The following is an 11619-nucleotide window of genomic DNA, read 5'->3' as shown; positions in this document are numbered from 1 at the left end:
CACGAGCGTGATAGGATGTGGCCTTGCGTCGATTTGATATCAGCTTGCGGACGCGGGGCCCTTTCCCCAAACAGCTAAAGCGAAGGCCGGCGACAGCCGGCCCGAGTCGATCGCTGTCGTACCGCCCCGAAGCCCGCTGATGCCGACGCATAGCGGGCTTTTTGTTTGGTCTGGTTTGCGCGACACGCGCGGCCATCGAATACGGAAAACGGAACATGGACGACTCCCTCAACTTCGACACGCTCGCGGTGCGCGCGGGCACGCTGCGCAGCGACTTCAACGAACACTCGGAAGCGCTGTTCCTCACGTCGAGCTTCTGCTTCCAGAGCGCGGCCGACGCGGCCGAGCGCTTCGCGAATTCGGAAGACTATTTCACCTATTCGCGCTTCACGAACCCGACCGTCACGATGTTCCAGGAGCGTCTCGCGGCGCTCGAGGGCGGCGAGGCGTGCATCGCGACCGCGTCGGGGATGGCCGCGATCATGTCGGTCGTGATGGCCGCGCTGCAGGCGGGCGATCACCTCGTCAGCTCGCGCAGCCTGTTCGGCTCGACGCTCGGGATGTTCTCGCAGATCTTCAGCAAGTTCGGGATCACGACGACCTTCGTCGATCCGACCGACCTGAACGCGTGGCGGGAAGCGGTGCGCCCGGAAACGAAGATGTTCTTCCTCGAGACGCCGTCGAACCCGCTGACCGAACTCGCCGACATCGACGCGATCGGCAAGATCGCGAAGGCCGCGAACGCGCTGTTCGTCGTCGACAACTGTTTCTGCAGCCCGGTGCTGCAGCAGCCGCTGAAACTCGGCGCGGATGTCGTGATGCACTCGGCGACGAAATTCCTCGACGGGCAGGGCCGCGTGCTCGGCGGCGCGCTGGTCGGCTCGAAGGAATTCATCATGGGCAAGGTGTTCCCGTTCGTGCGCAGCGCGGGCCCGACGCTGTCAGCATTCAATGCGTGGGTGCTGCTGAAGGGGATGGAGACGCTGTCGCTGCGCGTCGAGAAGCAATCGGCGAACGCGCTGGAGATCGCGCGCTGGCTCGATTCGCATCCGGCGGTGGCGCGCGTGTTTCACCCGGGCCTCGAGTCGCACCCGCAGCATGAACTCGCGAAGCGTCAGCAGAAGGCGGGTGGCGCGATCGTATCGTTCGAGCTGAAGGGCGACACGCCCGAGCAGCAGCGCGCGAACGCGTGGCGCGTGATCGACAGCACGAAGCTGATCTCGATCACCGGCAATCTCGGCGACACGCGCACGACGATCACGCATCCGGCGACCACGACGCATGGCCGCATCACGCCGGAAGCGCGCGCGGCGGCGGGGATCAGCGAAGGGCTGATCCGGTTGTCGGTCGGCCTCGAGGATGTGGGCGATCTGCGCAACGATCTCGCGCGCGGTCTGGGCGGTTGAGCGACGCCGTCATTTCGCCCCGTCAACGACAACGGGCCGCCTGCAGCGCAGGCGGCCCGTTGTCGTTTTTGCTTGAAACCATCCGGCGCACCGCGTTCGCGCCTGCGCTGCCGGTTCAGCCGGTGAGCCCGTGCGGCGCGTCGCGCATCGCATCCACCATCCACCGCAAAGTTTCGTCGAGCGGCGTGACGGGCAGTTCGCCCACCGCGCGACGCAGCTTGTCGCGCGATCCGCTCAGGCTTTTCACCTCGTTGTGCCGCACGAAACGCGGATCGATCGTCACGTCGATCACGTAACCGGCGATACGCGACAGCATCGCCAGCACTTCCTTCAGCGAATACGCGCGCTCCGAGCAGACGTTGAATGTCTCGCCGGCCAGCGCGGTTTCGACCAACTTCAGATAGGCGGCCGTTACGTCGCGCACGTCGGAGAAATCGCGGCTCACGTCGAGATTGCCGAGCGAGATGCGCGGGGCGTTGCGCGCGTAGTGCGCGACGAGCTTCGGCAGCAGATACGCATCGCTCTGGCCGACACCCGTGTAGTTGAACGGCCGCGCGATCACGATCGGCAGCCGGTCGGCCCACAGCTTCGCCGCATATTCCATCGCAAGCTTGCTGACCGCGTAGTCGTTCGCGGGGGCGGGCGGGACGGTTTCGTCGAGCACGCCGGCCGTCGAATTGCCGTAGATGTTCGCGCTGCTCGCGAGCAGCACGGCCGACGGGCGGCGGTCGAGGCCCGCGAGTGCGGCCAGCAGGTTGCGCGAGCCGACGATGTTGACCGCATAGGTTTGCGACGGCTCGTCCTGCGCGACATGCGCGCGCGCGGCGAGATGCACGACCGCATCGGGTCGCGCGTCGGAAGCGGCCGCACGCATGGCATCCGCGTCCAGCAGGTCGACGGGTACCAGCGTGCAGTTCGCGAACACCGGATCGTCGGACGGCGGCGCGCCGGGCGCGACCGTGCCCCAGACTTCGTAGCCGGCCGCTGCGAGGCGTTCCGCCATGTAGCGGCCGGTGAAGCCCGTCAGGCCCGTGACGAACGCACGGCGCGACGGGCGTCCGGTTTCAGAACGTGTCATGGTGAAGATTCCGCGTCAAATCCGCTTCGACCATCATCTGGCAAAGTTGTTCGAGCGTCGTCCCCGGCACCCAGCCGAGCTTGGCTTTAGCCTTGTCCGCGCAGCCGATCAGCAGGTCGACCTCGGCGGGGCGGTAGAACTTCGGGTTGATTTCGACGAGCACGTTGCCCGTAGACGCATCGAGGCCGCGTTCCTGCTCGCCCTTGCCGGTCCATTCGATCTGGTAGCCGGCGGCCGCGAATGCCATCCGCACGAAGTCGCGCACGGTCTCGGTGCGGTTGGTCGCGAGCACGTAGGTGTCGGGTTCGTCGGCCTGCAGCATCCGCCACATCCCTTCGACGTATTCGAGTGCGAAGCCCCAGTCGCGCTTCGCGTCGAGGTTGCCGAGCTCGAGGCGGGTCGCCTTGCCGAGCTTGATCTTCGCGACGGTGTCGGTGATCTTGCGCGTGACGAACTCGCGGCCGCGCAGCGGCGATTCATGGTTGAACAGGATCCCGCTGCTGCCGAACAGGCCATACGACTCGCGGTAGTTCACGGTCATCCAGTGCGCGTACAGCTTCGCGACGCCGTACGGGCTGCGCGGATAGAACGCGGTGGTTTCCGTTTGCGGGATCGCCTGGACCTTGCCGAACATCTCGGACGTCGACGCCTGGTAGAAGCGCGTCTTCGGGCTCACGACGCGGATCGCCTCGAGAAGGTTCAAGGGGCCCAGGCCCGTCACTTCGGCGGTGGTCGTCGGCTGGTCGAACGACACGCCGACGAAGCTCTGCGCGGCCAGGTTGTACAGCTCGTCGGGCTGCGTGCGTTCGAGCAGGCGCAGGCTCGAGCCGGCGTCGGTCAGATCGTGCTCGACAAGCGTGAGATTCGGGTGCGTGTCGACGCCGAGCTCGGCGATGCGCCAGAAATTCACCGAACTGGTGCGGCGGTAGGTGCCCGTGACCTCGTAGCCCTTGTCGAGCAGCAGTTTGGTCAGGTAGGCGCCGTCTTGCCCCGAGATCCCGGTAATGATGGCCTTTTTGCGAGTTTGGCTCATGGCGTTGTCCTAGTCGAAGCGATAGAGAAAATCAGGCGGTCGTGCTTGCGGCGGCCGGCAGTGCGCGGCGTGCGGGGCCGCGCGTCAGGCGCCGTTCGAAGCCGTACCAGCTCAGGGTCGCGTAGGCGAGCGTGATCGCGAGTGCGAGCGCGGCCGTGACGAAGCGGTTCAGGTGCAGCGGCCACAGCGCATACAGCACGCTCAGGTGGATCAGGTACACGGTGTAGCTGACGGTGCCGACGTAGACGAGCATCGGGTTCGTCAGCACGCGCTGTACGATGCCGCGCCCGCGCAGCGCGATCACGACGATCGACGTGCACAGCAGCAGCGAGATGCTGTAGAGCGCCGCATTCGACAGCGGCGTGTTCGCGGCGCGAAAGCGCGGGAACGACAGGTGCAGCCAGCCGAGGATCGCGAGCGACACGAGCGCGCCGACGATCGCGAGCGGATAGAACGGCTCCAGCGCGCGCCGGTCGCGGCGCAGCACGATCGCGAGCAGCGCGCCGGCCGCGAGCAGGTCCATCCGGAACGGCGTCAGGTAGTAGATCGGCCAGAACGAATCGAACCACGGCGTCGCGATCGCGCGCAGCACCGGCGCGGCGACGATCAGCGCGGCGGCGACCCACAGCAGCGCGCGCTCCGAGCACCACAGCACGACGAACGGCCAGAAGATATAGAACTGCTCCTCGACAGCGAGCGACCACAGCACGTTCAGGCTGTCGTGGCCGATGCTGCCGAGCGACAGTCCGATATTGGTCGAGAAGAACGCGAACCACGGCCAGTGCGGCAGCCAGCTCGCGCCGAACAGGATCGTCGACGCCACCAGCAGCAGCACGTACGGCGGCAGGATGCGGCGCACCCGGCGCGCGTAGAAGTGGCTGAAGTACGACTGCCCGCGCGCCTTGCGCTCGAGCAGGATGCCGGTGATCAGCAGGCCGCTCAGCACGAAGAACAGATCGACGCCCATCCACAGCGGCGCCTTCAGCGCGTGCTGCAGGAATACGGCGCCCACGGCGATCGCGCGCAGTCCGTCGAGCTGCACGATGCGGCCGTGTTGTGGCGGGGCCAGGTCGGCGGGTCGCGAAATGCTCGTCATCGCGCCGCTCCTTCGCGACGCGCGGCGGGGGCCGGGGCGTGTCGCACATCCGATGCGTGAACGTAATGCATGCCTTTAAATGAAATATCGAATCGAAAACGATTCTAGGGAAAAGAAATCGGCAAAAAAACGCGCGTCATTTATCTGACGACAAACATTCAAATGCCGATTATTCCGGTCGAAGAATGAAAGGTGGGTGCCCGGGCTGCCGCGACAGGCGGCGCGAGGCGGCATTTTCTACGGAACGATGAGTGAAATGCGGTCGTTATTGCCGTTTCCGGGCGCCTTTTCCCGCCTGTTCCGGTTCGATATTTCAGGCGGAAACATCCCCAAATATTTCCAAATTTCTTGTGATTATTTTTGCTTGTAACCTGCATCGCGACGTTTGAAACCCATTTAGCGACAGGGTGCGCCGGCGGCAGTCCGCGACGGCGCCGGTCGCTTCCGCATCAAGTCTGGAGAAGCGCATTGCGACGTCTGATTCTGGTTGGCATGACGGTATGCGCGGCGCTGCTGACGAGCGCCGCACCGGCCGAAACGGTGTTGCCCGCGACGACGTCGTGGATCGGCAACACGTCCGGCTATGGCGACGGCAGCTGGACGCAGATCGATATCCGCGCGATCGCGGTGACGCCTGAAGGCAAGGTGTATACGAATGCGCCCTGGGACGAAAGCGGGGCCGAAGCAAGCGTCTACCAGGACGGGAAGATGCTCGGCTTCGCCGGCGGCACGCACGGCTGGGGCAACCTCGGCGGCAACGCGATCGCCGTGAACAGCAAGTATGCGTATGTCGCGATTGGCGTCGGCAACGAGCGCGGCCACCTTCAGTCGCCCGGCATCTGGCCGGACAAGGGCAAGCAGTGGTTCGGCATCTCGCGGCGCACGATCGGCGACATGAAGCAGCCCGCGCCGTTTCGCGCGGCGCCGCAGGTGGCGCCGGGCGGGCGTGCCGATGCCGGCCGCGCGCGGATGGCCGCGAGCTTCATGATGCTCAACGAGGTGCCGGCCGCCACGCGGCCGGAAGTGGGCGAACTGAAGGCGGAAGTCGGTGGCCTCGCGGCCGACGACAAGACGCTGTTCGCGACGAATCCGTCGCATGACGAAGTCGACGTCTACGACGCCGAGACGATGCAGAAGAAGGGCACGTGGAGCGCGCACGAGCCGGGCCGCATCGCGCTGGCGGGCGACGGCACGCTGTGGCTGCTCACGGACACGATCAACGGGCCCGCGCACCTCGTGCACGTGCGCGCGGACGGCCGCAAGCTCGACGACGCACCGGCGCTGCCGGAAGGCACCGACGCGGTGGACGTGGCAGTCGACACGAAGGGGCGCGTGCTCGTCGCGGATAACGGGCCGCGCCAGCAGATCCTGATCTTCTCGAAAGGCGGCAAGGGCTATGCGCAGTCCGGCACGCTCGGCGAGCGCGGCGGCATTTTCGCAGGCCCCGTGCCGGGGCGGCCGGGGCCGCAGCGCTTCAACGGGCTGACGGGCGTCGGCGTCGATCGCGCGGGCAACGTCTACGTGTCGATGAACGGCATCGGGCCGCGCCACGACACGATCGGCGCGGGGCTCGGCGCGGTGCTCGAAAGCTACACGCCTGACGGCAAGCAGCGCTGGCAGGTGCAGGGGCTGCTGTTCGTCGACGGCGCGTGGCTCGACCCCGCGCGGCCGAACAGTGTGTACACGGGCAACAAGCGCTTCGAGCTCGACCTGTCGAAGCCGCCGGGCCAGGACTCGAAATACGTCGGCTTCCTGTCGAACCGTTTCAAGTATCCGGACGACCCCGTGTTCCATACGGACCAGTGGCCCGGCATGCCGATCGCGCGCCGCGTCGATGGCCGCACGTTCCTGTACCTGACCGACATGTACGCCGATCACCTGAAGATCTACCGCTTCGACGCGAAGCGCGATGGCGAGGTCGCGATTCCGTCGGGCCTGATCGCGGGCCGCGCGCGGCCGGTCGACAAGGTGCCGAACAAGCCGCCCGGCGGCGACTGGCTGTGGCGCGACGCGAACGGCAACGGCCGTCTCGATGCCGACGAGGCCGAGATCAACACGACCGGCAAGGCGAAGGCAGGCGGCTGGGGCTGGTGGGTCGATACGAAGGGCGACATCTGGCGCACGAGCGACGTGCGCGGCATCCACCGTTTCCGGTACGGCGGCGTCGACAAGGCCGGCAACCCGATCTACTCGTACGACAAGGTCACGACCTACCCGATGCCGCAGCCGTTCACGCAGTTGCGCCGCTCGATCTACGACGCGCAGACGGACACGCTGTACGTGACCGGCTATACGGCCGAAGCACCGCCGCAGCCGGGCATCAACAAGGAAGTCGGCCGCGTGCTGGTGCGCTTCGACAAGTGGTCGACCGGCTCGCCGGTCGTGCGCTACTCGGTCGCGCTGCCGTGGCAGCTCGACGCGAAGCCGATCCTGGACCTGATCGGGATCACGGTCGAGGGCCGCTACATCTTCACCGTGGAGCCGGTCGGCAAGATCCACGTGTACGACAAGGACACCGGCAAGGAAGTGGGCGTGATGAGCCCGGGCACCGAGGTCGGCAAGGCATCCGGCTGGGTCGACGTGCCGTTCGGCATCAGCGCGTTCCGGCGCGAAAACGGCGAATACCTCGTGTTCGTCGAGGAAGACGCGCGCGGCAAGGTGCTGATGTATCGCTGGAAACCGTGACGGGCGGCGCGCCGTCGTCGTCGCCGTCACACAAGGCATAAGCATGGACAAAGGCATACTCAAGAACGTTTCGATCAACTTCATCGGGCTGATCCTGCCGACCTTCGTGTCGCTGGTGACCGTACCCGCGTATATCCACGCGCTCGGCGTCGAACGCTATGGCGTCGTCAGCCTCGTGTGGACGCTGATCGGCTATTTCGGGATCCTCGATCTCGGGATGAGCATGGCCGCGCAGAATCACATCTCGAAGGCGCTCGCGAGCGGCAACGACGACGAAAGCGCGCGCGTGTTCTGGAGCGCGTTCTGGCTGAATCTCGGCACCGGCATCGTGGGCGGGCTGCTGATCTATTTCGGCGCGTTCGTCTACACCGCGTATTTCACGAAGGTGTCGGCCGAGATGCAGCACGAGGTGTATCTCGCGCTGCCGTGGCTCGCGCTCGCGATTCCGCTGGCGAACGTGTCGTGGGTGTTCGCCGGCGCGATCAACGGCGCCGAACGGTTCGGCGTGTTCAACACGAACCAGACGATCGGCACGTTCCTGTTCCAGTTGCTGCCGCTCGGCGCCGCGTGGTGGATCGCGCCGAATCTGCAGACGGTGCTCGCCGCGGCAGTCGTCGCGCGCCTGATCGCGGCGGTGATGCTCGGCCACGCGAGCATCAAGGTGCTCGGGATCCGGCGCATCGATCCGCCGCAGTGGGGCACCGCGAAAGGGCTGTTCAACTTCGGCGGCTGGATGCTGATCGCGAGCACGACGAGCATGATCGCCGACACGCTCGACCGCGTGATGCTCGGTGCCGGCATGGGCGCGAAGTTCGTCACCTACTACACGGTGCCGCAGAACCTCGTCACGCGCCTGAACATGCTGCCGAACGCGCTCGTGCGCACGCTGTTTCCGCGCCTGTCGGCGGTCGGCCGCGACCACGCGGATACGCTCGCGCGCCAGTCGCTCGAATTCCTGAACGGCGTGTTCACGCCGGTCGGCATCGTCGCGATCTTCGCGCTCGCGCCGTTCCTCACGTTGTGGGTCGGCGCCGACCTGGCCGCGCATTCGGCGCCGGTCGGCCGCGTGCTGGTGATCAGCGTATGGCTCGTCGGCCAGGCGAGCGTCACGCGGATCCTGATCCAGTCGCAGGTCAACCCGGCCCGCGCGGCGATGGCCGGGCTCGTCCAAATGCCGTTCTTCGTCGGCGGCCTGTGGTTCGGCATTCATCACTTCGGGCTGATCGGCGCGGCGGTGGTCGTCGCGGCGCGCGCATTCGTCGACTACGGCGTGCTGCTGTACCTGTCGGCGATCCGGATGCGCGCGATCGTGCTCGACATGCTGGCGCACCTTGCCTTCCTGCTCGCGAGCCTGTTTCTGGCGCAGGCGTGGACGGGGCTCGGCGAGTCGATCGGCATGTGCGCGGTCGTGCTGGTACTGAACGTCGCGTGGTCGCTCACGATGACGCCGGGGCTGCGCGCGCTCGTGCGCGACCTGTTTGTCCGTCTCAATGCGAGGAAAACCGTATGAATCGCGATCTGGCGGAACACGCCGTATTGAATCTCGCCACGGCCGATGCTGCCGTGGCCGAAGCCGGCAATGCCGCCGCGCTGCGCGGGCCCGTGCCGGCCGAGCGGGCCGGTGCGCGCCATCCGGCGCGCACGCTGCGCGTGGCAATCGTCCACGACTGGCTCGTCACCTATGCCGGTGCCGAACGTGTGCTCGAACAGATCGTCGCGTGCTTTCCCGACGCGGACCTGTTCAGCCTCGTCGACTTTCTCGACGACCGTGCATTCGTGCGCGGCAAACCGGTGACGACGTCGTTCATCCAGAAGCTGCCGTTCGCGCGCACCAAGTACCGCAGCTACCTGCCGCTGATGCCGCTCGCGATCGAGCAACTCGACGTGTCGGAGTACGACCTCGTGATCTCGAGCAGCCACGCGGTCGCGAAGGGCGTGCTGACGGGGCCGGACCAGGTGCACATCAGCTACGTGCATTCGCCGATCCGCTATGCATGGGACCTGCAGCACCAGTATCTGGAGCAGTCGAACCTCACGCACGGGCCGAAATCGCTGCTCGCGCGGATGATCCTGCACTACATCCGCAACTGGGACACGCGCACCGCGAACGCGGTGGACGGCTTCGTCGCGAACTCCGCGTTCATCGCGCGGCGCATCCGCAAGGTCTACCACCGCGACGCGGCGGTGATCTTCCCGCCGGTCGACGTCGACGCGTTTTCGCTGAACGCGGCGAAGGACGATTTCTACCTGACCGCGTCGCGGATGGTGCCGTACAAGAAGATCGACCTGATCGTCGAGGCATTCTCGAAGATGCCCGAGCGCAAGCTCGTCGTGATCGGCGACGGCCCCGAGATGCAGAAGATTCGCGCGAAGGCCGGCCCGAACGTCGAGATCATGGGCTACCAGCCGTTCGCGGTGCTGCACGACCGGATGCGGCGCGCGAAGGCGTTCGTGTTTGCAGCCGAGGAGGATTTCGGAATCTCGGTCGTCGAAGCGCAGGCATGCGGCACGCCGGTGATTGCATACGGCAAGGGCGGCGCGCTCGAAACCGTGCTCGACCCGCAATCGGACGCGAACCCGACCGGGCTGTTCTTCGACGAGCAGACGCCGCACGCGATCGTCGCGGCCGTCGACGATTTCGAGCGCGCGCCGCAACGCTTCACGCCGAACGCATGCCGCACGAACGCGGAGCGGTTTTCCGCCGACAAGTTCCGGCGGCGCTTCCTCGACTATGTGGAGGAAGCGCTGCCCGGTTCGACCGCGCAGCGCGGTGCAGCTGTCGCGCCGATGCCGGCCGCGCGCGGCCCTGCGACGCTCGTGCTCGACCAGAGCGGCGTGCTCGGCGGCGCCGAACTGTCGCTGCTCGAGATCATGAAGCACATGCGCGCGAACGCCGACGTGCTGCTGTTCGACGACGGCCCGTTCCGCGCGGCGCTCGACGAGATCGGCGCGCGCGTCGACGTGGTCGACCAGGGCGCGCTCGCGGGCGTGCGCAAGCAGGGCGGCGTGTCGGCCGGCGCATTGAAACAGCTCGTGCGGCTCGTGCGCGACGTCGCGCGGCGCGCGCGCCGCGCCGAGGTGATCTACGCGAACACGCAGCGCGCGATGGTGGTTGCCGCACTCGCCGGGCGGCTCGCGCGCAAGCCGGTGGTCTGGCACCTGCGCGACATCGTCAGCACCGACCATTTCGGCAGCAAGCAGTTGCTGGCGATCAAGGTCTGCGCGCGGCTCGGCGTCACGCGCGTGATCGCGAACTCCGACGCGTCCGCGCAGGCGTTCCGCGCGCTGACGGGCTTCACGCCGCAGCACGTCGACGTCGTGTTCAACGGTATTTCGGCCGAGCCGTTCGATGCGCTGGAAGGCGTCAGCCAGGCCGCGCTGCGCGCGCGCCTCGGGTTGCCCAAGGATGCGTGGCTGGTCGGGTCGTTCAGCCGTCTCGCGCGCTGGAAGGGGCAGCACCTGCTGCTGGAGGCCGCCGCGCGGCATCCCGACATGCACGTGGTGCTGGTCGGCGCGCCGCTGTTCGGCGAGGACGAATACGCGGCGCAGCTGCACGAATACGTCGCGCGGCACGGGATGGACGAGCGTGTGCACTTCCTCGGGTTCCAGCGCGACGTGGCCGCGTGCATGACGGCAGTCGACGTCGTCGCGCACACGTCGATCACGCCCGAGCCGTTCGGGCGCGTGATCGTCGAGGGGATGCTCGCGCGCCGGCCGGTCGTCGCGGCCCGCGCGGGCGGTGTCGTCGAGATCATCGAGGATGGCGACAACGGGCTGCTCTGCGAGCCGGGCGACGCGACCGCGCTGGCCGATGCGCTGGATACGCTGAAGCGAGACGGCGCGCTGCGCGAGCGGCTCGTCGCGAGCGGGCGCGCGACGGCGGTGCGTCGGTTCGGGACCGAGACCTACGTGCAGCGGGTCGAGAAGATCCTCGCGGATACGGCGAAGGCCGCGAAGGCGAAGAAGCAGTCGTAGCCGGCGGCGCGAGCCGGCGGGAAACGAGCCCCCATGCGGCATGGCGCTGCGTGGGGGCTTCGCTTTTCAGCGCGTGTACTTTCGGGCGAGTGGCGGGCAGGTGGTCGCGTGCCGCGTCGGGTGCGAGATCGACCGGTCGTCGTTTCGATCGGGATTGCGCGGCTCGCGAGCGGTAACGCGACGCCGAGGCAGTCGTGTTGGCGGAAACCGGCAAGGGGCGGCCAACGCGGGCCGTAGCGCGGTCGGATAGCGGTGGGCCGCACATCCCGCTCAACCCTGCGTTCAACCGCGCTCCGGCCATGAAAAAGCCCCCGCGCAGCGAGACGCCGCGCGGGGGCTCCGGAAT

General features: G+C 67.1%; 7 protein-coding genes. 4 read left to right on the top strand and 3 right to left on the bottom strand.

The genetic code is table 11. The annotated features are described in order from the left end of the window. The first annotated feature begins 215 nt into the window (after positions 1-215). Positions 216-1406 carry an O-succinylhomoserine sulfhydrylase gene (locus tag CUJ89_RS27360; RefSeq protein ID WP_114180452.1) on the top strand — a complete coding sequence of 397 codons (1191 nt, stop codon included), beginning with the start codon at positions 216-218 and terminating at the stop codon, positions 1404-1406. A gap of 115 nt (positions 1407-1521) precedes the next feature. Here CUJ89_RS27360 and CUJ89_RS27355 read toward each other — a convergent pair whose 3' ends face one another. From CUJ89_RS27355 to CUJ89_RS27345, 3 genes are read right to left on the bottom strand one after another with little or no spacing between them, the layout of a single operon-like run. Beyond that, positions 1522-2484: an NAD-dependent epimerase/dehydratase family protein gene (locus CUJ89_RS27355; RefSeq protein ID WP_114180451.1), complete on the bottom strand. Its 963-nt coding sequence runs from the start codon at positions 2482-2484 to the stop codon at positions 1522-1524. Further along, positions 2471-3517 (bottom strand): GDP-mannose 4,6-dehydratase, encoded by a 1047-nt coding sequence (gene gmd, locus CUJ89_RS27350; RefSeq protein WP_114180450.1) that lies wholly within the window; start codon positions 3515-3517, stop codon positions 2471-2473. Before gmd ends, CUJ89_RS27355 begins: the two co-directional genes overlap by 14 nt. Positions 3518-3548: 31 nt before the next feature. After that, positions 3549-4613 carry an acyltransferase family protein gene (locus tag CUJ89_RS27345; protein WP_114180449.1) on the bottom strand — a complete coding sequence of 355 codons (1065 nt, stop codon included), beginning with the start codon at positions 4611-4613 and terminating at the stop codon, positions 3549-3551. Positions 4614-5105: 492 nt separating this feature from the next. On the opposite strand from CUJ89_RS27345, the gene CUJ89_RS27340 reads away from it, so the two are divergent. The 3 genes from CUJ89_RS27340 to CUJ89_RS27330 are packed head-to-tail and all read left to right on the top strand — an operon-like array spanning position 5106 to position 11273. Continuing rightward, on the top strand, positions 5106-7298 hold the full coding sequence (locus tag CUJ89_RS27340; RefSeq protein WP_201752414.1) for a hypothetical protein: 2193 nt from the start codon (positions 5106-5108) through the stop codon (positions 7296-7298). A gap of 43 nt (positions 7299-7341) precedes the next feature. Then, a complete protein-coding gene (locus tag CUJ89_RS27335) occupies positions 7342-8808 on the top strand; it encodes a flippase (RefSeq protein WP_114180447.1) in 1467 nt (488 codons plus the stop codon). Further along, on the top strand, positions 8805-11273 hold the full coding sequence (locus CUJ89_RS27330; RefSeq protein WP_201752338.1) for a glycosyltransferase family 4 protein: 2469 nt from the start codon (positions 8805-8807) through the stop codon (positions 11271-11273). Before CUJ89_RS27335 ends, CUJ89_RS27330 begins: the two co-directional genes overlap by 4 nt. The last annotated feature ends 346 nt before the right edge of the window (positions 11274-11619 follow it).

The organism is Burkholderia pyrrocinia (assembly GCF_003330765.1).
Taxonomy (GTDB): Bacteria; Pseudomonadota; Gammaproteobacteria; order Burkholderiales; family Burkholderiaceae; genus Burkholderia; species Burkholderia pyrrocinia_B.
Note: the sequence above shows the minus strand (reverse complement) of the source record. Positions and strands in the feature narration are given on the sequence as shown.

Coding starts and splice junctions, on each gene's coding strand:
- CUJ89_RS27360 (WP_114180452.1), top strand. CDS start 216: ATGGACGACTCCCTCAACTTCGACACGCTCGCGGTGCGCGCGGGCACG.
- CUJ89_RS27355 (WP_114180451.1), bottom strand. CDS start 2,484: ATGACACGTTCTGAAACCGGACGCCCGTCGCGCCGTGCGTTCGTCACG.
- gmd (WP_114180450.1), bottom strand. CDS start 3,517: ATGAGCCAAACTCGCAAAAAGGCCATCATTACCGGGATCTCGGGGCAA.
- CUJ89_RS27345 (WP_114180449.1), bottom strand. CDS start 4,613: ATGACGAGCATTTCGCGACCCGCCGACCTGGCCCCGCCACAACACGGC.
- CUJ89_RS27340 (WP_201752414.1), top strand. CDS start 5,106: ATGACGGTATGCGCGGCGCTGCTGACGAGCGCCGCACCGGCCGAAACG.
- CUJ89_RS27335 (WP_114180447.1), top strand. CDS start 7,342: ATGGACAAAGGCATACTCAAGAACGTTTCGATCAACTTCATCGGGCTG.
- CUJ89_RS27330 (WP_201752338.1), top strand. CDS start 8,805: ATGAATCGCGATCTGGCGGAACACGCCGTATTGAATCTCGCCACGGCC.